At 72.4% G+C, this 21,305-nt stretch carries 13 protein-coding genes; 7 read left to right on the top strand and 6 right to left on the bottom strand.

What is annotated here, in order from left to right:
* Positions 1–49 precede the first annotated feature (49 nt).
* Positions 50–763 (top strand): hypothetical protein, encoded by a 714-nt coding sequence (locus ACSNOG_RS20065; RefSeq protein ID WP_436754050.1) that lies wholly within the window; start codon positions 50–52, stop codon positions 761–763.
* Positions 764–922: 159 nt separating this feature from the next.
* Positions 923–2,407 (top strand): DUF2079 domain-containing protein, encoded by a 1,485-nt coding sequence (locus ACSNOG_RS20060; RefSeq protein ID WP_436754049.1) that lies wholly within the window; start codon positions 923–925, stop codon positions 2,405–2,407.
* A 43-nt stretch (positions 2,408–2,450) separates the two neighbouring features.
* Here the strand turns inward: ACSNOG_RS20060 and mfd are convergent, their stop codons facing one another.
* The gene (mfd, locus tag ACSNOG_RS20055; protein WP_436754048.1) at positions 2,451–5,984 is read right to left on the bottom strand and encodes a transcription-repair coupling factor; all 3,534 of its coding nucleotides are present in this window, start codon (positions 5,982–5,984) and stop codon (positions 2,451–2,453) included.
* A 216-nt stretch (positions 5,985–6,200) separates the two neighbouring features.
* Here mfd and ACSNOG_RS20050 point away from each other — a divergent pair, with 216 nt between their 5' ends.
* The 3 genes from ACSNOG_RS20050 to ACSNOG_RS20040 are packed head-to-tail and all read left to right on the top strand — an operon-like array spanning position 6,201 to position 8,658.
* Positions 6,201–7,592, top strand: coding sequence for a hypothetical protein (locus ACSNOG_RS20050; protein ID WP_436754047.1), 1,392 nt, complete (start codon positions 6,201–6,203; stop codon positions 7,590–7,592).
* Positions 7,589–7,936: a hypothetical protein gene (locus ACSNOG_RS20045; protein ID WP_436754046.1), complete on the top strand. Its 348-nt coding sequence runs from the start codon at positions 7,589–7,591 to the stop codon at positions 7,934–7,936. The genes ACSNOG_RS20050 and ACSNOG_RS20045 overlap by 4 nt, the downstream gene beginning before the upstream one ends.
* 20 nt (positions 7,937–7,956) lie before the next feature.
* Positions 7,957–8,658, top strand: a complete 702-nt coding sequence (locus ACSNOG_RS20040) for an enhanced serine sensitivity protein SseB C-terminal domain-containing protein (protein WP_436754045.1) — start codon at positions 7,957–7,959, stop codon at positions 8,656–8,658.
* A 249-nt stretch (positions 8,659–8,907) separates the two neighbouring features.
* Here the strand turns inward: ACSNOG_RS20040 and ACSNOG_RS20035 are convergent, their stop codons facing one another.
* Together ACSNOG_RS20035 and ACSNOG_RS20030 are read right to left on the bottom strand one after the other, a co-directional pair.
* On the bottom strand, positions 8,908–11,481 hold the full coding sequence (locus ACSNOG_RS20035; RefSeq protein ID WP_436754044.1) for an ABC transporter permease: 2,574 nt from the start codon (positions 11,479–11,481) through the stop codon (positions 8,908–8,910).
* Entirely contained in the window at positions 11,478–12,284 is an 807-nt protein-coding gene (locus tag ACSNOG_RS20030; RefSeq protein WP_436754043.1) for an ABC transporter ATP-binding protein, read from the bottom strand. The genes ACSNOG_RS20035 and ACSNOG_RS20030 overlap by 4 nt, the downstream gene beginning before the upstream one ends.
* A 363-nt stretch (positions 12,285–12,647) precedes the next feature.
* Here ACSNOG_RS20030 and ACSNOG_RS20025 point away from each other — a divergent pair, with 363 nt between their 5' ends.
* A complete protein-coding gene (locus ACSNOG_RS20025; protein ID WP_436754042.1) occupies positions 12,648–14,462 on the top strand; it encodes an MFS transporter in 1,815 nt (604 codons plus the stop codon).
* 119 nt (positions 14,463–14,581) lie between these two features.
* Positions 14,582–16,378, top strand: a complete 1,797-nt coding sequence (locus tag ACSNOG_RS20020) for a lytic murein transglycosylase (protein WP_436754041.1) — start codon at positions 14,582–14,584, stop codon at positions 16,376–16,378.
* 230 nt (positions 16,379–16,608) lie between these two features.
* On the opposite strand, the gene ACSNOG_RS20015 is transcribed toward ACSNOG_RS20020, so the two are convergent.
* From ACSNOG_RS20015 to ACSNOG_RS20005, 3 genes are all read right to left on the bottom strand, one after another.
* Positions 16,609–17,502 (bottom strand): cellulose-binding protein, encoded by an 894-nt coding sequence (locus ACSNOG_RS20015; RefSeq protein WP_436754040.1) that lies wholly within the window; start codon positions 17,500–17,502, stop codon positions 16,609–16,611.
* A gap of 207 nt (positions 17,503–17,709) precedes the next feature.
* On the bottom strand, positions 17,710–20,397 hold the full coding sequence (locus tag ACSNOG_RS20010) for an SUKH-4 family immunity protein (protein ID WP_436754039.1): 2,688 nt from the start codon (positions 20,395–20,397) through the stop codon (positions 17,710–17,712).
* Positions 20,398–20,404: 7 nt separating this feature from the next.
* Positions 20,405–21,305 (bottom strand): SMI1/KNR4 family protein (locus ACSNOG_RS20005; RefSeq protein ID WP_436754038.1); only part of this gene is annotated, 901 nt, incomplete at its 5' end.

Here is a 21,305-nt window from a genome sequence, read left to right as displayed (position 1 = left end):
TGATTGACGCGTCGGTTCGAGAAAGATTCCCCGCCGAAAGGTGTCAGTCATGTCTCAGCACTCCCAGCCCAAGCAGCGGAACTGGTTCGCGCGGCACAAGGTCCTCACGGCCGCGGGCGCCCTCGTGGTGATCGTCGGCATCGGCGCCATGACCGGCGGGGGCGACGGCGACGGCGACGGCAAGCCCTCCGCCACCGGCCGCGGCGCGGAGAAGAAGGACAAGGCCACGGGGCAGGACGGCACGGAAGGGGAGAAGGCCTCGAAGGGCGGGATCAGAGGGAGCGGCACCTACCAGGTGGGTGCCGACATCAAGCCCGGCACCTACCGCTCCGTCGGCAACAAGCTCGGGTGCTACTGGGAGCGCGCCAAGGACTCCAGCGGCGAGGCCGACGCCATCCTCGCGAACGACAACGTCGTCGGTGCGTCGTACGTGACGGTCAAGGCCGAGGACAAGGTCTTCAAGACGCAGGGCTGCAAGAGCTGGGAGCCGGTCGCCGACGGCCGGGCCGGCGGCAGCCCGAAGACGGAGATGTCCGGCAACGGCATGTACAAGGTCGGGGTGGACATAGCCCCCGGCACCTACAAGTCCACCGGCAACAAGCAGGACGCCTGCTATTGGGAGCGCGCCAAGGACGCCCTGCACGAGAGCGCCGAATCGATCATCGCCAACGAGAACGTGACCGGCAGCGCCCTGGTGACCATCGCCCCCGGCGACGCCTACTTCAAGACGGCCGGCTGTGCGGACTGGAAGAAGACGGGCTGAACGCACGGGTTCCGAGAGAAGAACGACACATTCCAGCCGAACCGCCCAGGGAGACCGTTCGTCTCTCGGAAAGGGAGCCGGGCGCCGGAGAGGCTCCGCGTATCTTTTCCGACAGTCATCCCGTAGTCGTCCCCCGCCCCCGGAACAAAGGACTCCCTCATGGACTCGGCCGCCGCCACCGTTCCCGCACCGGGCGGACCCGCGGCCGAGGCAGCGCCCGGCGCCCGGCCCCGCGCCGCGGCCCTCCGGGCCCCGCACCGGGATCCCTACCTGCTCGCCGGCGTCCTCTTCGTCCTCTACGCCGCGCTGTCCGTGTGCCGGCACCGCCGCATGCTCACCATGTCCTGGGACCTCGGCATCTTCGAGCAGGCCATCCGTGGATACGCCCACCTCCAGGCGCCCATAGCCGACCTCAAGGGCCCCGGCACCAACATCCTCGGCGACCACTTCAGCCCGGTCACCGCGCTCCTCGCCCCCTTCTACCGGCTCTTCCCCGGCCCGGTCACTCTGCTCGTCGCCCAGGCCGCGCTCTTCGCCCTGTCCGCGATACCGGTCGCCCGGCTCGCCGCCGGGCTCCTCGGCCGCAAGCGCGGACTGGCCGTAGGAATCGCCTACGGGCTGTCGTGGGGCGTGCAGCGCGCGGTCGACTTCGACTTCCACGAGATCGCCTTCGCGATGCCGCTGCTCGCGTTCTCCCTCGAAGCGGTGGTGCGCGGGCGCTGGCGGGCCGCGGTCTGGTGGGCCGCGCCCCTGGTCCTGGTCAAGGAGGACCTGGGCATCACCGCGGCGGCCATCGGCGTCGTCCTCCTGATCCGGCTGCGCGGCGCGAAGGCCCGCGGCGAAGGCGTCCCGCAGAGCGCGACCCCGCTCGCCGCCGGCCTGGTGGCCTTCGGCCTGGCGGCCGCCGCGATCACCTTCGGGCTGATCATCCCCGCCTTCAACACCAGCGGCGCCTACGACTACTGGGACAAGCTCGACGGCGGCGCCGGCCCCTCGCCCACCATCCCCGCCGACACCGCGATACGCACCCTGCTGTGGATCCTGCTGCCCACCACCGGGCTGCTGGCCCTGCGCTCGCCCGTCCTGATCGCCGCCCTGCCCACCCTCGCGTGGCGGTTCGCCTCCCACGACGACCACTACTGGGGCACCGACTGGCACTACAACGCCGTCCTGATGCCCGTCGTGTTCATCGCGCTCACCGACGCCGTGCACCGGGCCCGCGAGAACCGCCGACCGTGGCTGCGCTCCTACGCCCACCACCTGCCCGGCGCGGTCCTCGCCGCCTCGCTGGCCCTGACCGCCTCCATGCCCCTCTACGGCCTGACCGAGGCCGGCACCTACCGCGTCCCGGAGAGCGTCCGCGCCGCCGAGCAGCTCCTGGGCCGCATCCCGGACGACGCGACGGTCGAGGCCGACATCGTCCCGATAAGCCGCCTCGCCGGCCGGTGCAGGGTCTTCTGGATCGGCGACACCCGCGGCATCACACCGGACTACCTCGCCCTGCGGCTGGCCGACGGCAAGACACCGGAAGACCTCGTCGCGGACGGGGAGCGCCTGCACCCCGGCGTGCGGTACGTCTTCCTGGGGGGCGAGGGAGGCTACGGCGTGCTCAAGAGGGCGGGGTCGGGGGCGGCCGCGTCCTAGCGCGGCCGGCGCCCCCGGGCCCCGGACTCCGGACTCCGGACTCCTACGAGCCCAGGATCGTCGTCAGGAACTCGCCGGTCCACGCCAGCAGCTCCCGCCCCACCAGCGGCTTGCCGCCGATCTGACGCGTCGCCGGGCGGGGCACCAGGATCTGCTTCGTGGCCGGCTTCATGACCGTGCGCGGGTAGAGGCGCTTCAGACGCAGCTCCTGGGACTCGCGCAGCTCCACGGGGCCGAAGCGCACGTTGGAGCCCTGCAGGGTGATGTCGGAGACGCCGCAGGCACGGGCGAGCATGCGCAGGCCCGCCACCAGCAGCAGGTTCTCCACGGGCTCGGGCAGCTTGCCGTAGCGGTCGGTGAGCTCCTCGCGGACGGCCCGGATGTCCTCCTCGCTGTTCGCGGAGGCGATGGCGCGGTAGGCCTGCAGGCGCAGCCGCTCGCCCGGTGCGTAGTCGTGCGGGACGTGGGCGTCGACGGGCAGTTCGATCTTCACCTCCAGCGGCGCCTCCGGCTGCTCCTCGCCGCCCTCCAGGGAGGCCCGGTAGTCGGCGACGGCCTCGCCGACCATGCGGATGTAGAGGTCGAAGCCGACGCCCGCGATGTGGCCGGACTGCTCGCCGCCGAGCAGGTTGCCCGCGCCGCGGATCTCCAGGTCCTTCATCGCCACGTACATGCCGGCGCCCATCTCGGTGTGCTGAGCGATGGTGGCGAGCCGCTCGTGGGCGGTCTCCGTAAGCGGCTTCTCCGGCGGGTAGAGGAAGTAGGCGTAGCCGCGCTCGCGGCTGCGGCCGACGCGCCCGCGCAGCTGGTGCAGCTGCGACAGGCCGAAGTTGTCGCCGCGCTCGACGATCAGCGTGTTGGCGTTGGAGATGTCGATGCCGGATTCCACGATCGTCGTGGAGACCAGCACGTCGAACTTCTTCTCCCAGAAGTCGACGACGACCTGCTCCAGCCGGCTCTCGCCCATCTGGCCGTGCGCCGTCTGGATCCGCGCCTCGGGGACGATCTCGCGCAGCCGCGCGGCCGCCCGGTCGATGGACTCGACCCGGTTGTGGATGTAGAAGACCTGGCCCTCGCGCAGCAGCTCGCGGCGGATCGCGGCGCCGATCTGCTTCTGGTCGTACGGCCCGACGAAGGTCAGCACCGGGTGGCGCTCCTCCGGCGGGGTGGTGATCGTCGACATCTCGCGGATGCCGGTGACGGCCATCTCCAGGGTGCGCGGAATGGGCGTGGCGGACATCGTCAGGACGTCGACGTTCGCCCGCAGCTTCTTCAGCTGCTCCTTGTGCTCGACGCCGAAGCGCTGCTCCTCGTCGACGATGACGAGGCCCAGGTCCTTGAACTTCGTCTCGGACGAGAAGAGGCGGTGCGTGCCGATGACGATGTCGACCGAGCCGTCGCGCAGGCCCTCCAGGACGGCCTTGGCCTCGCTGTCCGTCTGGAAGCGGGACAGGGCCTTCGTCACCACGGGGAACTGGGCGTAGCGCTCGGAGAACGTGCCGAAGTGCTGCTGCACCAGCAGTGTCGTCGGCACGAGCACCGCCACCTGCTTGCCGTCCTGCACGGCCTTGAAGGCGGCGCGGACCGCGATCTCCGTCTTGCCGTAGCCGACGTCGCCGCAGATCAGGCGGTCCATGGGGACGGACTTCTCCATGTCCTCCTTGACCTCGGCGATGGTGGTGAGCTGGTCGGGCGTCTCCGCGTAGGGGAAGGCGTCCTCCAGCTCCCGCTGCCAGGGGGTGTCGGCGCCGAAGGAGTGGCCGGGCGCGGCCATGCGCGCGGAGTAGAGCTTGATCAGGTCGGCGGCGATCTCCTTGACGGCCTTCTTGGCGCGCGCCTTGGTCTTCGTCCAGTCCGCGCCGCCGAGGCGGTGCAGGGTCGGGGCCTCGCCGCCGACGTACTTGGTGACCTGTTCCAGCTGGTCGGTGGGGATGTAGAGGCGGTCGCCGGGCTGGCCGCGCTTGGCGGGCGCGTACTCCACGAGGAGGTACTCGCGGGTGGCGCCCTGGACGGTGCGCTGCACCATCTCGATGTAGCGGCCGACGCCGTGCTGCTCGTGGACGATGTAGTCGCCGGCCTGAAGGGTCAGCGGGTCGATCGTCTTGCGGCGGCGGGCCGGCATGCGGCCCATGTCCTTGCTGGCGGACTTCTGGCCCGACAGGTCCGTCTCGGTCAGGACGGCGACCTTCAGGCCGGGGTCGACGAAGCCGTTGTCGATGCTGCCGCACGAGACGTGGACGACCGACGGGGACAGCTCGGCCACGTCGGCGTCCAGGCGGGCGGGGATGCCCTCGCCGCCCAGGACCTCGACCGTACGGGCCGCCGGGCCGTGGCCCTCCGTGACGAAGACGGTGCGCCAGCCGTCGGCCAGCCAGCCCTTGGTGTCGGCCAGGGCGCGGGCGGTGTCGCCGCGGTAGGTCTCGGGGGCGTGCATGCCCAGCTTCAGGGTGTCGCCGTCGAGCTCCTCGTCCGCGGCGAAGGGGCTCACCGACCACCACATCTGGCCGAGCTCGCGGGCGCGGTCGCGGACGTCCGCGATGCCCCACAGCGAGGCGGCGTCCACGTCGATCGGGGCCTCCCCGCCGCCGGCCGTCGCGGCCCAGGACGCCTGCAGGAACTCCTGGCTCGTGGCCACCAGGTCCGCGGCGCGGGTGCGCACGCGCTCCGGGTCGCACACGACCGTCATCGCGCCGGCCGGGAGCACGTCGAGCAGCAGCTCCATCTCGTCCACCAGGACCGGGGCGAGGGACTCCATGCCCTCCACCGCGATGCCCTCGGCGATCTTGGAGAGGAGCTCGCCGAGCTCCGGGTGCTCCTCCGCGAGCGCTGCCGCCCGCTCCCGCACGTCCTCCGTCAGCAGCAGCTCGCGGCAGGGCGGCGCCCACAGGCCGTGCTCGGCGACCTCCAGGGAGCGCTGGTCGGCCACCTTGAAGTAGCGGATCTCCTCGACCTCGTCGCCCCAGAACTCCACGCGGAGCGGGTGCTCCTCGGTCGGCGGGAAGACGTCGAGGATGCCGCCACGGACGGCGAACTCGCCGCGCTTCTCCACCAGTTCGACGCGGGCGTACGCGGCGGCGGCCAGCGCGTCCACGATCTCTTCCAGGTCGGCGCTCTGCCCGCTGCGCAAGCTGACCGGCTCCAGATCGCCGAGCCCCTTGACCTGCGGCTGCAGCACGGACCGCACGGGCGCGACGACCACGCTGACCGGCCCCGCGGCCGGGTCGTCCTTGCTGGGGTGCGCGAGGCGGCGCAGCACGGCCAGACGACGCCCGACGGTGTCCGAACGCGGCGAGAGCCGCTCGTGCGGCAGCGTCTCCCACGCCGGGAACTCCACCACCCCGTCCGGCGGCAGCAGCGACCGCAGCGCCGCCGCCAGGTCCTCCGCCTCCCGGCCGGTGGCCGTCACGGCCAGCACGGGGCGCCCTCCGTCGCGCGCGAGCGCGGCGATCGCGAAGGGCCGGGCGGCGGGCGGGCCGACGAGGTCGACGTGCGGCCGGTTCCCGTCGGCCGCGGCCTTCACCGCTTCGGCGAGCGCCGGATCATTGACGACGGCGTCGAGCAGACCGTGCAGGCTCATGAAGGCTTTCCCGTCCCGGGGGTGGACAACGCGAACGGCCCGACGCGGGACTTTCGAGCCGTGCCGGGGGTCTCCAGACTACGACGCCGCACCGACACGGGCCTCTGGACGGCGCTACGGCACCACGGGGCACTTCGAGTCTCCCCGCGTGCCTGCGATTCTCCCCGTGGGCCTGCGATCCGAAGCCCTTGATGTGGCAATGCCAGAATGCCGATCATGAGCGACCGTCGGCCCGAAGAGTCCCCGCAACCCCAGGAGGCCGCGCCTCCCGAGCCCGTCGACGCCCCCGAGCCGACGAAGGCGGCGGATGCGGACTCCGGTACGGATTCGGCGGACGCGCCGGAACCCACGGACGCACGCGATACGGACGCAGAGCAGGTGGACGACGCGCCCGAGCCGACGGCTGCAGAGGAAGCCGACAGCGCACCGGAGAAGGGCGACGCGCCGGAGCCGGAGGCCGCCGAGCAGCCTGACACCGAGGCCCCGGAACCGGAGAGCGCAGACGGTTCGGACTCCGGCACGGGCCCGGCGGACGCCCCGGCGCCGGAGGACGCACGCGACGCGGACACCGAGCAGACGGACGACGCTCCGGAACCGACGGACGCGGAGCAAGCCGACAGCGCACCGGAGAAGACCGAGGCCCCGGAACCGGAAGCCGAGCAGCCGGACGCCGACGCCGCGGAATCGGCAAACGCTGAGAACGCAGACCCGGAGACAGGCTCGGCAGGCGCGCAGGAAACGGATGCCGAGCAGGCAGATGACGCCCCGGAACCGGAAGCCGAAGAGGAAACCGCCACCCCGGAGCCGGAGGCCGAGGAGGCCGACGCCGACGCCCCGGAACCCACAGCCACGGCGGATGCGGACTCCGAAACAGGCCCGGACGCGCACGACGCGAGCACCGAGCAGACAGACGACGCTCCCGACCCGGCGGCCGCGGAGGGCTCCGGCGACGCGGAGGCGGAAGGGGCCGATGCCCCTGCGAAGGCCCCGGCGACGGAGGAGCGGGCCGAGGCGCAGGACGCCGTACCCCCTGAGCAGACGGAAGGCCCGTCCGGCACCCCGGAGTCAGGCGATGGGCGGGCGAGCGACGGTTCGGGGGACGAGGCTCCCGACCCCTGGGAGGCTCCGCCCTCCGACAGCGCGGACGACGCTACGCAACCGCATGAATCGGCAGACGAACTGTACGAATTCGACATGGTCCGCGACCCCGGACCTTTGGCCGAAGCAGACGACCGGCCGGCCCTCAATTTCGCGGGCGGTCGATACAATGAAGTGACTTTGACCGAGCCGACGACCCTTTACCGCGCGGGCGAGCACGGCAAGGAGTTCGGTAAGTGGTTCACTCGTGAAGCACCCTCGTCGGTCGCCCACGTACGCATCGACACAGCGGTGCGTCCTATATGGACCAACGCCGATGGAGAATTTACCGGACAGTCGCCCATCGACACGGTGCACGCGTTGGAGTTCCCAGCCGGAACCGAGGTCTACGCGGGCCCTGTCGCCAACCAGGGCGGTGTCTATGTGGGCGGCAACGTTGAGCAGATATTCATTCCAAAACCCTGGGAGATAGAGGGAGTGAAAATCTTGGGATCGGAGCCTTTGCGATGACACCGCGCACACCCGAGTCGCGCCGCCAACAGGCCATCACCCTTGTCGAGCAAGTCGCGGAGATCGTGTATCGGGAAGGCCGGCGATACCCCGCCTTTTTCTATCTGACGCTCTTGGAGGCCCGCGACATCCTTGCCGACCCGGAGGAGAGCGACGCGGAGACGGTGCTGACGGACGCGGCCGAGAGGTTCAAGAAGCTTTACGCGACGCCGCGTCAAAACTTCTCCGAATTCTACATCCACAGTGATGACCCGCAGCAGCGCGTAACAGAAAACAAGAAATTCAGCGAACTGGTGGACGAGCTCCGTTCAACGCTTCATGATTCAAATCAACAGAACAAATAACCGACCGGAGTTTCCCCTATATGTTTCCCGCCAACAAGCTCGAAGAGACGCTGGCTGCAGCAAAAGCCGGCTCGACCCCCGCTGGGGACATTCTGAAGGCACTCGCCACGGCCGACCTGTGGATGCCGCTCCCGGAAGCCCCTGGCGGTGACCAGGGAACACGGCTGCCGATCGTTGTGATCGACGGTCAGCCGCATGTCGCCGTCTACACCTCCGCGGAGCAGCTCAAGCTGAACGCGGGCGACGTGGCGCACGCGGTGATGGGCGCCCGGGAACTGATCGGCTCACTCCCGCAGGAGCTCGGGCTTGCGCTCAACCCCGGTGGCGAGGTCGGGCTGCCCATTCACGCCGTCGGCGTACAGGCCGTACGCGACGGCGGCCGGAAGACGGTGCGCGCCGGCGAGAGCATCCGGCTCGGGGAGCCTGCGGAAGAGCCCGGGGCACTGCTCGCATCGCTGCGCCGGGCCTTCGGCGCGGTTCCCGCGGTTTCGTCGGCCAGGCGGGCTCTCGTGCAGGTGGGAAACCAGCACCCCGGATTGCTGATCGGCGTTACCGTCAGCGGTGCGGCCGGGGAATCGCGTGACGCCGTTCTCGCAGCCGTTTCGCAGGCCGTCTCGGAGGAGCCGGTGCCCTTCACGGTGGATACGGTCTTCCTCGGAAATCCGAACGATCAGACGTCGGTGTGGATGACGGCCAACGTCGAGCCTTTCTACGTCGCCTGACGGCGCATCGGCCGTCGCGCCGCCGCAGCACGGCCAGGCGGCGGCCGGCGTGTGTCGCGACCTACGACGAGGCGGGCCCGATCGCCGCGCCTCTCGCCGTACCACCACAGGGCCCGCTGAGTGACGCGCCCCACGCCGAGCGCCGAAAAGCCCGGCCCGGACGTGCACCCCCGTGGCGCGTCCGGGCCGGGCCCTGGCGGGGTGGCCCGGGGGGCGCCCCGCCGCCGCCCCCGTAGGGGCAGCGGTCTGCTAGTCCGTGGCGATGGCGTTCAGGACGTTCATCCGGCCCGCGCGGAACGCCGGGACGAGGGCGGCGAGCAGGCCCACCACCGCCGAGCCCAGGAAGACCGCGGTGATCGTCGGCCAGGGGATGTCCAGGACGCCGAGGCCCTGGAGGGCCAGGAGCTTCTGGGACGTGGTGCCCCAGGCCATGCCGAGGCCGAGGCCGAGCAGGGCGCCGAAGAGGGCGATGACCACCGACTCCAGGCGGATCATGCGGCGCATCTGGCGGCGCGAGAGGCCGATGGCCCGCAGCAGGCCGATCTCCCGGGTGCGCTCGACGACCGACAGGGCCAGGGTGTTCACGACGCCCAGGACCGCGACGATGATCGCGAGGGCCAGCAGGCCGTAGATCATGTTGAGCAGCTGGCCGACCTGGTCCTGGATGAGCTTCTTGTAGTCGGACTGGTCACGGACCTTGACCTGCGGGTACTCCTCGACCGACGCCTTGAGCGCGGCGGCGGCCTCCTTCGTCTGACCGTCGGTGGCCTTGGCGAGGACCATGAAGTCCAGCGGCATCTTGTCGGCCGGGAGGTAGCTGCGCGCGGTGGCGATGTTGGTGTACATCGCGCCCTGGTCGATGCTGGTGTCGTCCGAGGTGATCGCCTTGACGGTCAGCTGGGCCGTCCGGCCGTCGACCATGGCGACCTTCAGCCGGTCGCCCAGCTTGATGCCGTGGTCCTTGGCGAAGCCCTCGGGCACGGACATGGCGTCCTTGGCGTAGGCGTCCTTGAGGTTGCCCTTGACCGTCTCGGCGCGCACGTCGTCGGCGTAGGTGGGCGTGACGGCGGACAGCCGCTGGGTGGCGCTCTTGCCGTCCGGAGTGGTGATCTTCGCGTTGACGATCGTGTACTCCGTGACGTGCTCGACGTGACCGGCGGACTTGATCGCCTTGACGACGGCCGGGCTCAGTGGCTGCTGGTTCTCGGTCTGGACGATGAAGTCCGCGCCCACCGACTTGTCGAGCTGGTCCGTGGCCGAGGCGACCATGGAGGAGCCGACCACCGACAGGGCGGCGACCAGCGCGAGGCCGATCATCAGCGCCGAGGCGGTGGCGCCCGTACGGCGCGGGTTGCGCAGCGCGTTGCGCTCGGCGAGCCGGCCGACCGGCCCGAAGACCCGCAGCACGACCGCGCTGATGACGCGGACCACGAAGCCCGCCAGCAGGGGGCCGACGACCACGAAGCCGACGAGCGTGAGCAGCACGCCCAGGCCCAGCATCCCCGAGCCCGCCTTGGCGTCGCCGGACTTCGCGGCGGCGAGCAGCGCCGCCCCGCCCGCGGCCGTCAGCAGCAGGCCGATCGTGGCCCGCACCTTGCCCGTCTTGCCGTCGGCGGGGGTGCCCGCGTCGCGCAGGGCGGCCATCGGGGAGATCTTCCCGGCCCGGCGCGCCGGGAGGTAGGCGGCGAGGACGGTGACGACCACGCCGATCGCGAGGCCGACGACGGGCGTCGTGGCCTTGATCGTGAGCTCGCCCATGTCGAGCTTCATGCCCATGGAGCCCATGAGCTCCATCAGGCCCACGGCGAGGGCGACGCCGCCGCCGATGCCCAGGACCGAGCCGACGACGCCGAGCAGCAGCGCCTCCACCAGCACCGAGCGGTTGACCTGCCGGCGGCTGGAGCCGATGGCCCGCATCAGGCCGATCTCACGGGTGCGCTGGGCGACCAGCATGGAGAAGGTGTTGACGATGAGGAAGATGCCCACGAGGACGGCGATGCCGGCGAAGCCGAGCAGCGCGTACTTCATGACGTTCAGGAAGGAACCGACGTCCTTCTTGTTCTCTTCCTTGCTCTCGGCGGCGGTCCGCAGGGCGTAGTCGCCGGCGGAGGAGCCGAGGGCGGCGGAGACCCGCTCCTTGAGCTGCTCGTCGCTGACGCCGGAGGCGGCGGTCAGCCCGTAGCCGCTGAACTCGTCCGTGCTGCCGAGGAGCTTCGCCTGGGCGGTCGGGGTGTCGAAGTAGAAGACGGCCGCGCCGGGGTTCGTGGTCTTGTACGTGGCGATGCCGACGACCTTGACGGTGAAGTCGCCCGGGGCGGCGATCACGCGAAGCGTGTCGCCCGTCTTCACGCCGTGCTTGTCGGCGGTGTCGGAGTCGAGGACGGCCTCGGCCGGGCCGTGCGGCTCGTGGCCGCTGGTGATCTCGACGGACTTCTTCTGGCTCTCGTCCCAGTTGGTGCCCACGGTGGGGGCGCCGGAGGTGGGGCTGAGGCTCTTCTTCTTGCTGTCGACGACGGTCAGCTGCTGGCTGGCGGCCGACGGCTCGACCTTGGCCACGCCCTCGACCTTGGCGAGCTTCTCCCGCATCGAGGCCGGGACGGTGGCCGGCTTGCCGGTCTGCTGGGCGTCGTCGTTCTTCTTCGGGCCGACGGAGACGTCGGAGGCGACGTTGGCGAAGAGCTTGTCGAACGTGGCGTTCATGGTGTCGGTGAAGACGAGCGTGCCGCACACGAACGCGACCGAGAGCAGGACCGCGACGGCGGAGAGCGCCATGCGGCCCTTGTGCGCGAGGAAGTTGCGCAGGGAGGTCTTGAGGACGGTCACGACACCCGTCCCCGCGCGTCGAAGTTCTTCATGCGCTCCAGCACCGCGTCGGCGGTGGGGCTGTACATCTCGTCCACGATCCGGCCGTCGGCGAGGTAGAGCACGCGGTCGGCGTAGGACGCGGCGACGGGGTCGTGGGTGACCATGACGATGGTCTGGCCCAGTTCGTCCACGGAGCGGCGCAGGAAGCCCAGCACCTCGGCGCCGGCGCGCGAGTCGAGGTTTCCGGTCGGCTCGTCACCGAAGATGATCTCGGGGCGGGCGGCGAGGGCGCGGGCCACGGCGACGCGCTGCTGCTGGCCGCCGGAGAGCTGGTTGGGGCGGTGCTTGAGGCGCCCGGCGAGGCCGACGGTCTCCACGACGCGGTCCAGCCACGCCTTGTCCGGCTTGCGGCCCGCGATGTCCATGGGGAGCGTGATGTTCTCGATCGCGTTGAGCGTCGGGAGCAGGTTGAACGCCTGGAAGATGAAGCCGATGCGGTCGCGGCGGAGCCGGGTGAGCTTCTTGTCCTTGAGGCCGGTTATCTCGGTCTCGTCGATGAAGATCTGGCCGGACGTGACGGTGTCGAGGCCCGCCAGGCAGTGCATCAGGGTCGACTTGCCGGAGCCGGAGGGGCCCATGATGGCCGTGAACTGCCCGCGGGCGATGTCCACGTCCACGTGGTCGAGGGCGGTGACGCGGGTCTCGCCGGACCCGTACGCCTTGACGACCTGGCGGGCCCTCGCCGCGACGGCCGCATGTCCTCCACTGCCCCCGGTCCTGGGAATCGATACAGCCGTTGTCACGGTGGGTCTCCTATGCATGCTCACTTGGGGGGTACGGTCCACAGCCTGCTGGACGGCGGGGGCCGGCGGCGATGGTGCTCGTCCGTGTATCCGTGGTGGGGCTAGCCCCACCACCGCTCTCCGGCAGCCCTCGAAAAGGCTAGGCAGCGGCGGGCTCCTGCTCCTCCCCCTGCGGGACGAACCGGGCGGCGGGACGAGCAGGAGAAAAGCCGGGAACGACCCCTAGGGGATACGGGGTTGCCGACGCCGTCCTTCTCGGGGTTGCCGCGACCGTCTTTCTCGCGGTCGACGGACCTCGAGCATGCACCCTCCCGTTACGTAAGGCTCAAGTGAGACCCTGACCGACGGATACGTGCAAGGGGAAACGACCTTGGGGGCGGCATGGGCGGCGACATGGGCGGCGGCACGAGCGGCTGGGGTAGCAGGGGCGGGACAGGCGGGACGGGCAGCGGGGACGGCGGGAGCGGCGGGAGCGGCGGCACGGACAGCGGCCCGCCCGGGGCGGACGGCGGCCCACCGGGAGCCGAGGGCTGCGGACCCGGAGCGGAGGGCCTCGCACCGAAGGCGGAGGCGGAGGCGGAGGCGGAGATACCGCACGCGCCGGCGTCCGGCGGCGCCCGCCGCGGGCCCGTCGTCGCCGCGCTCATGCTCGCCATGGCGCTCGCCGCCCTCGACGGGACCGTCGTCTCCACGGCCGTCCCCCAGATCGTCGCGGACCTCGGCGGCTTCACCGTCTTCTCCTGGCTCTTCTCGGGCTACCTCCTCGCCGTCACCGTCACCCTCCCCGTCTACGGCAAGCTCTCCGACACCTTCGGCCGCAAGCCCGTGCTCCTGGCGGGGATCGTCCTCTTCCTGCTCGGCTCGGCCCTGTGCGCCGCCGCCTGGAGCATGCCCGCGCTGATCGCCTTCCGCGTCCTGCAGGGCCTCGGCGGCGGTGCCCTGCAGGGCACCGTGCAGACGATCGCCGCCGACCTCTACCCCCTCAAGGAGCGCCCCAAGATCCAGGCCAGGCTGTCGACGGTCTGGGCCACCGCCGCGGTGGCCGGGCCGGCGCTCGGCGGCGTGCTCGCCGGGTACGCCGACTGGCGCTGGATCTTCCTCGTCAACCTGCCGGTCGGCGCGGTCGCCCTCTGGCTGGTCAAGCGCCACCTCCACGAACCCGTTTCCGCCGCCCACGCGCGCCAGCGCGCGCGTGTCGACTGGCCCGGCGCGCTCGGCGTCTTCGCCTGCGGCGGACTGCTGCTCTGCGCGCTCGTGCAGGGCGGCGTCGCCTGGCCCTGGCTCTCACCGCCCTCCCTCGCGCTCTTCGCGGGCAGCGCGGTGTGCGCGGGCGTGACCGCAGCCGTCGAGCGGCGCGCCGCCGAGCCGGTCATTCCCGGCTGGGTCTGGCGCCGCCGCTCCATCTGCGCCGTCAACCTCTCCTTCGGCGCGCTCGGGCTCCTGATCATCGCGCCGACCGTCTTCCTGCCGACGTACGCGCAGGCCGTCCTCGGCCTCGGGCCGATCGCCGCCGGGCTCGTGCTGTCCGTGATGACGCTGAGCTGGCCGATCTCCGCCGCCCTGAGCAGCCACGTCTACAACCGGATCGGGTTCCGCAGCTGCGCGGCCCTCGGCATCGGCCTCGCCGCGCTGATCCTGCTGTCGTTCCCGCTCCTGCCGCATCCGGGAGCACCCTGGCAGCCGGCGCTGGTGATGCTGGCGCTCGGGGCGGCCCTCGGCCTGTTCCAGCTCCCGCTGATCGTGGGCGTGCAGTCGTCGGTGGGCTGGGCGGAGCGCGGCACCGCCACCGCGTCCGTGCTCTTCTGCCGGCAGGTCGGGCAGAGCGTGGGGGCGGCGCTCTTCGGGGCCGTCGCCAACGGCACGCTCGCCGCGCGCCTCGCGGACGCCCCGGCCTCCGTACGGCCCGGGCTGCCCGCGGACCTCGACTCCGTATCGCGCGCCCTGGAGCACGCGAGCACGTCGCTCACGACGGAAGCGGCCGGATATCTCCGGCAAGCCGTCTCCGCGGCGGTCGACCACGTCTACCTGGGGGCCGCCGGTGCGGCCGGGCTGGCCCTGCTCGCCCTTCTGACCCTGGCGCCACGGCACTTCCCGGTGCACGCGGGGGACTCCCCTGCAGAATCCGCCACGGACAAATACCAGGAAACGGGCAAAGGGGCGGGAGTTGAGGGGGAACGAAGGGCGAATAATACGTGAAGGCGGGCCCCCGGCAAGACAATTGGGGCCACAGGGAATTAGTGTTCGGGGTTATGGCCGAGGGGGGAAGTCGTGCACCCTCTTCGCACGGGCCGCAGGTCTCCGAAGGAAGCAGCATCGTGAAGATACTCCCTACGCGCGCTGCCAGCGTCTCCCGGCAGGGTCTGTGCACGGCCCTGCTCGTAGCCAGCCTCACGGCAGCGGTCGGCGTCAGCCCCGCGCACAACACCGCGGACTCGGACGACCCCACCAAGGACCCCAAGAACCCTCAGGGCATGCCGCACGGCACCCCGAACCTCACGCTGCCCGACCTCAGACCCAAGGGCCCCGGCGGCCTGCCCGGCGCCCACGGCGACGGCAAGGGCGACGGCAAGGACGCCGCCACCGGCATCCCGGCGACCGCCCTCGACGCCTACCGCAAGGCCGCCCAGCGCGCCGCCGCCGACCTGCCCGGCTGCCACATGCCCTGGGAGCTCATAGCCGGCATCGGCACCGTGGAGACCCACCACGGGACGTACAACGGCACCCGCGTGACGGCCGACGGCACCACGGACAAGCCCATCATCGGCCCGCAGCTCAACGGCAACAACTTCGCCAAGGTCATGGACACCGACGGCGGCGCCCTCGACGGCGACAAGGTCTTCGACAGGGCTGTCGGCCCCACGCAGTTCCTTCCGTCCACCTGGGCGCTCTACGGCGCCGACGGCAACGGCGACGGCAAGAAGGACCCCAACAACATCTACGACGCGGCGCTCGGCACCGCCAAGTACTTGTGCGCGGGCGGCAAGGACATGAACCGGGCCGCGGACCTCGACGCGGCGATCCTCAGCTACAACCCCTCGCGTGACTACGTGAACGCCGTCACGTCCTGGATGCGCGCCTACCAGAAGGGCAACGTCCCCTCCCTGCCGGACGCTCCGGGGACGCCGTCGGGCAACACGCCCGTACGGCCCGGGAATCCGACGGTCCCCTCGTCTCCCTCGACCCCGTCGTCTCCTTCGACGCCTTCGTCTCCTTCGACTCCGCGGACCCCCGGGACGTCCAAGCCCGCACCGCCGGCCAAGCCGTCGAAGCCGACCCCGCCGCCGAACGGCGGGAACGACAAGCCCGGCGGCGACAGCAAGCCCAAGCCCGGTGGTGGCGGCGACAACAAGCCGGGTGGCGGCGACAACAAGCCCGTCCCGCCCGCCCCTGCGAGCCGTCTGGAGCGCGTCGGCGACAACCGCGCCTGGGAGACCTACGCCGGCGAGAAGTTCAAGGAGCAGGCCCGCGTCCTGGCCAAGGACAGGTCCGGCAAGCCGGTCGCGGACACCCGCGTACGGTTCGAGGTCGGCGGCGGGGCCGCGTTCGCGGACGGCTCCACCGGGATCACCGTCGCCACGGCGAAGGACGGCACGGCCACCGCGCCGCACGTCGTGGCCGGACCCAAGGGCGGCAAGGTCACGCTGACGGCCAAGGTCGTCGGCAAGGACATCCCCGCGGTCGAGTTCGCGGGCACGGTCAAGGTGCGGGCGGCGAAGCAGATCGACGTCGTCGGCACGCCCGGGCTGAAGGCGGCGCCGGGCGGCGCGTTCGCCGACCGCATCCAGGTCAAGGTCCTCGGCGAGGGCGGCAAGGACGTGATCGGTGCGGACGTGACCGTGTCGGTCACCCTGCCCGACGGGAAGACCGTCCCGAAGGACGAGAAGGGCGGCGCCTTCGGGCCCTACTTCAAGGGCACCGACGGCAAGCCGGTACGGATCCTGAAGGCGGGCACGACGGACGCGGACGGCGTGCTGACGCTCCCGGAGCTGCGGACGGACGAGCACACCGGCGCGTATGCGCTGCGCTTGGAGACGGCTGACGGGGTGGTGCGGATCATTCAGGTGACGGTGACGGCACCGTCCACCCCGACGCCTCCGGCGCCGACCGCCTAGCCGACAGGCCTGGGTGGAGGCGGCGGCGCCTCCTCCACCCAGGCCTGCGGCCGAGCAAAGTGAAGGGGGCGGCCGCCCCCTTCATCCCGCCGCGACGGCGCTCGGCCACAGCGGCGGCACCCGGCGGTGCCGGGCCTGCCTGAGCCCGTACGGCACCGCCGGGCTCCGCCGTCGTGGTCGATCGCCGCCGCGGCGGATTCAAGGGTGCGGGCACCCTTGACGGGGCGACGTCAGGGGTCGCCCGCGCCCAGGTCTTCCGCTACCGGCTTGCCGGTGAGGGCTGCCAGGCTGTGGCGGACGTGGGCCATGTGGGCGCGGAGCTCCTCGCGGCGCTCCTCGTGTTCGCGCAGGATCCGCTCCACCTCGCGCACGACCCGCTCCTCGCGGACCCGCGCCTGCGCGATCAGGGCGGCCCCCTGCGCCTCGGCGTCCTCCTGCCCGTGCCGCGCCGCCTCCTCCGCCTCGGCGTAGCGCCGCTGCGCTTCGGCCAGGGTGTTGCGCGCGTACTCCTCCATGGCCGCGATGCGCGTGTCCAGCGCGGCCTCCCGCTCGGCGATCTCCCGCCCCGCGGTCTCCCAGCGCTCGGCGTGGTCCTTCTCCTGCTCGGCGAGGGCCGCCGCGGTCCGCTCGCGCATTTCGGCGAGCGCCGCCGCCGCGTCCTCGCGCCGCTGCTTGGCGTCGCGGCGGGCGACGGCCACGACGTCGTCGGCGACGGTCTCGGCGGCGACGAGGGCCTGCCGGGCCCATTCGTCGGCCTCGGCGCGCAGGGCGACGGCCCGTTCGTGCGCCGCGTCCCGGACGGCCCGCCCGTGCGCCTCGGCCGCGTCCATCATTTCGGCGGCCGCGACCTCGGCCCGCTCCCGCAGCCCGGCGGCTTCGGCCTGGGCCGTGACGAGGAGTCCCTGCGCCCGCTGGCCGAGCGATTCGTACGTCTGCGGGGGGAGCTGCGCCACCACCTGCGCGAGGCGCTGGACCTCCTCCTCCATCTCGCGCGCGAGTACGGTCAGCCGCGCCACCCGCTCCCAGGCCGCGTCCCGCTGCCGCGCGAACTCGGCGAGAGCGCGATCCACCTGCTCGGGCCGGTAACCCCGGCCCCGTACGACGGCGAAACCGTCGGGAGACACCGATGCACTCATCCTTGAAGCCCCTTATATCCCGGATGTCCGGTATGTGACGCAGTCTGGCGCACATCATCCCCGGACCACGGGAAGTGCCGATGACGCGACACTCCGCCCGCTTCTTGTGCCAAGGATGCGCCAACCTACGACACGGGGCGTCCGACCCTCGTCCCGGATCGGACGCCCCGCGCCCTCAACGCCCCGCCGCCGCGGCTAGAACAGGCCGTCCCACATCTGCTCCACGAGCACCGACCACCAGTTCTCCGGCGACGCCAACGCGGCCGTGTCCAGCGCCATCAGCTGTTCCTGGAAATCCACCGTCCAGCGGCCCGCCTGCTCCGGCGTCAACCCGTAGCGCCAGCGCCACATCTTCCCGAGCAGCGCCAAAGAGCGAACGAACTGAGGCAGGCTCGTGTTGACGAACTGCGGCGGAACGGACGAACCGCCCGGCCCGGCCTCCAACGGCACCGCCACGATGTGCGCCGTGCCGTACTGCACGCACAGCTGCTTGCCGAAGTCCGTGCCCATCACGAGGTACGAACCCGCGTCCGGAGCCGCCTGCACGCGCCGCTCCGCCGCCAGCTCCGCCAGCGTCGGCACCGGCCGGCCCGGCTGCGCCTGGCCCCAGAAGAAGGGGCCGCAGTCCACGGGCACGCCGGCCCACACGAGCGTCTGCGCGACGACGTCGGGCACGCCCTGGCGCGACACCGCGCGCTGCTCGAACCGGAACACGCCCTGCGGGCCGAAGGACTCGGCCAGCTCCCGGGCGATCACGTCCGGGCCGACCGGCGGCGCCTGCTGCACCTGGCCGGGGTGGGGCAGCGGCACCCGGTTCGGCGCCGGGCGGGCCGGGCCGTCCGCGACCTGGTGCAGCTCGCCCTGGTGCTCGATCAGGTGACGGACGCCCTGCTGGCGCGTGGCGTGGTCGCGGCCGTACGGGGCCGTGTGACTGACCGTCGCCTGCGGCCAGTTCTCCCGCACCATGCGGGCGCAGTAGCCGCCCGGGCCGTCGCACGACTCCAGCTCCGTGTGCAGCTCCAGCACCTGCTCGCGCGGCACGTTCATCGCCATCAGCTCGTGCAGGATCTGCCACTCCGGGTGCGGCGTGCCCGGCGCGCTGCGCCGGATGAGCTGCTGCTCGGAACCGTCGTGCGAGCGGTAGCGCAGGACCGCCATGTAGCCCGGTCCCACGGTCGGCAGACCGGTCGGCGCCTGGGGGTAGCCGTAGGCCGGGGCGGGAGCCGGTGCCTGCGGAGCGGCCGGGCCCTGCGGCGCCGGGGGCATGCCGGGCCCGCCGGGGCTCGCCAGCATGGTGGCGGCGTGGTGCACCCCACCGGGGCCGGAGGGCGGCGTGCCCGGGCCCTGCTGCGGGATCCCCGGGCGACCGGGGGCGGCCGGGGGCTGACCCGGCGCGCCGGGGGCACCGGGAGCACCCGGGGCCGCCGGGCCGCCGGCCGCACTGGCGAGCATGGTCGCCGCGTGGTGCACCCCGCCGGGCCCGGCAGGAGGAGGCGTGGGCCGGCCGGGTACGGCAGGCGGTACGGGAGCGCCGGGCGCGGCACCGGGCAGGCCCGGCGTGCCGGGACCGGCCAGCATCGTCGCGGCGTGGTGCACCCCGCCACCGGGCGCGGCGGGTGCACCGGGAGGTGTGGGAGCGCCCGCACCCGGCTGCCCCGGAGCCCCGGGAGGCGTCGGGGCGCCGGCACCCGGCTGCTGCCGTCCGGGAATCCCGGGCGCAGCGGAAGCAGCGGCGGCATCCGGAGCACCGGGAGGCGCGGGCGGCACGGGGGCCCCGGGCGCCTGCGGAGCACCGGCGCCGGGCGCACCGGGCGGCACCGGAGCGCCGGGCTGCCCGGGCACATAAGGCGCACCGGCGCCCGGAGGCGGTGGCACCGGAGCCCCGGGCGCACCGGGGCCGAGGGGCGGGGGAACGGGCGCACCGCTCGCTCCCCCGCCCGCCGGCAGGTCGTCGATCGCGGGCGCAATGGCTGTCTTCGGCAGCGCGCTGCCGGACGCCATCAGGGCCGTCTTCGCCTCGGGGCCGACGCCCGGGGGCGGCGTGTCGTCCTCGTCCGTTCCCGACAGGGCCGGCGCCAGCACCGTGGCGGGCAGGCCGACCGAGCGGTCGTCGTCGTCATCCGCCGTGTGCGTCTCGGCGGCCGCCCACGGGGTGGCGGGCTCGGGCTCGCCGGGCGCCGCGGCAGCAGCAACCGGGGCGGGCGCGGCCGGCGCCGCGGAGGCAACCGGCTCGCTCGGCGCGGGCAGCACAGCGGCTGCAGGGACGGGCGCAGGCGCGGGTGCAGGGACGGGCGCAGGCGGCGGCACGGGCGCCGGACCGCCCTGCGACGCGTCCGAGGAAGCCCCCGATCGCGCCGCCGCGGCCGAGCCCCCGGACGTGTCGGAGGACGACGTACCGGAAGCACCACCGGACGTACCGGCCGAACCGGATGCAACGGGTGCAACGGGTGCACCGGATGTACCGGACGCACCCCCCGAAGTCCCCCCGTCCGTCCTGCGGTCCGGGATCCCCATCGCGTCCGCCGCGTCCTGCAGCCATTGCGGCGGGCTCAGGAGGAACGACGTGGCGTTCAGGTCCACCCGCTTCGGCGGCGCGTCGGACGGTTCGGGTTCTTCCACGGGCACGGCCCCGTACTCCTCCTCGTAGCGCCGGATGACCTCGCCCACCGGCAGCCCCGGCCACAGCGTCGTCTCCCCGCTGTCCCGGGCGATCACCAGGCGGACCCGGCCGCCGTCCGACGTCGGACCGTCCTCGCGGTCCTCGGCCCACACCACGAAGCCCAGGTCGAACTCGCGGACCCGCACCTCGCGGTGCTGGTACGCGGGCACGTCACCGTTGGCCCAGCGCTCACCGCGCTCCTGCGCCTGCGCGAACGTCACCACCGCGCGCTCACCCCTCCACCGGGACGGCGTAGGCGAAGCCGCCGTCCACCATCAGGCCGGCGACCGTCTCCAGCTCCGGCGGACCGCCCGCCAGACGCGACAAAAACACGTCGAAGTCCTCACCACAGGGCAGCAGCAACTGCTCCACCCTCTCCTGCACCGTCCAGCCGTCGCGGTCGCGCGCGTCGTCGTAGGGACAGAACCACACCGAACCGATCGCCTCGCCCTTCACCTTCACGGCGAGCACGCCGCCCTGGACGAAGCCCACGCCCAGGTAGTCCTTGGTGAAGTGGTCGCGCAGGCACTTGTTGACGTAGACGAGGTCGTTCACGGCGGCCTCGTCGCGCACGGTGAAGAACGGCTGGTCGATCAGCAGGCCCAGCTCCGCGTCCAGCGCGGCGCCCACCGGGGCGCATCCGCCCGCGGCCTTCAGGAACGCCCGGTACGCGCCCGGGAGGCGGTAGCCGAGGTCCTCCTCGACGCCCTGCACCTGCTCCTCGGTCACCGCGAGGTCCCGCTGCGGCAGGACGAAGTGCACCGGCCGGGTCTCCTGGAGCGGGCGCGTGCCGCGCTTGTCCTGGTCCACGGCGGCCGTCGCCAGCCCGCCGTGGTGCCGCAGCAGCGCCTTCACCTCGGCGGGCACCAGCTCCAGCCGGCGCGTGCCGGCGACGTGGTGCCACGTCCAGCCGTGCGGGGTCGCCACCGAGGGCAGACTGGCCCACAGTTCGTGACCGGCGGCGTGCAGCGCCGCGTTCGCCGACACGTAGTCGGTCAGCCGCAGCTCGTCGACGCCGAAGCCCTCGGGCGGCTCCGCGATCTCCGCGGCCGCACGGGCGTAGGGCGAGAAGTCCGGACGGCCCTCGTCGTCCATCCGCACTCCCTTGGGATAGCGGCTGGCGCGGACCGGG

This window comes from Streptomyces sp. URMC 124 (assembly GCF_051386455.1).
Classification (GTDB): domain Bacteria; phylum Actinomycetota; class Actinomycetes; order Streptomycetales; family Streptomycetaceae; genus Streptomyces.
Note: the sequence above shows the minus strand (reverse complement) of the source record. Positions and strands in the feature narration are given on the sequence as shown.

Coding starts and splice junctions, on each gene's coding strand:
- ACSNOG_RS20060 (WP_436754049.1), top strand. CDS start 923: ATGGACTCGGCCGCCGCCACCGTTCCCGCACCGGGCGGACCCGCGGCC.
- ACSNOG_RS20025 (WP_436754042.1), top strand. CDS start 12,648: ATGGGCGGCGACATGGGCGGCGGCACGAGCGGCTGGGGTAGCAGGGGC.
- mfd (WP_436754048.1), bottom strand. CDS start 5,984: ATGAGCCTGCACGGTCTGCTCGACGCCGTCGTCAATGATCCGGCGCTC.
- ACSNOG_RS20040 (WP_436754045.1), top strand. CDS start 7,957: ATGTTTCCCGCCAACAAGCTCGAAGAGACGCTGGCTGCAGCAAAAGCC.
- ACSNOG_RS20045 (WP_436754046.1), top strand. CDS start 7,589: ATGACACCGCGCACACCCGAGTCGCGCCGCCAACAGGCCATCACCCTT.
- ACSNOG_RS20050 (WP_436754047.1), top strand. CDS start 6,201: ATGAGCGACCGTCGGCCCGAAGAGTCCCCGCAACCCCAGGAGGCCGCG.
- ACSNOG_RS20030 (WP_436754043.1), bottom strand. CDS start 12,284: ATGCATAGGAGACCCACCGTGACAACGGCTGTATCGATTCCCAGGACC.
- ACSNOG_RS20065 (WP_436754050.1), top strand. CDS start 50: ATGTCTCAGCACTCCCAGCCCAAGCAGCGGAACTGGTTCGCGCGGCAC.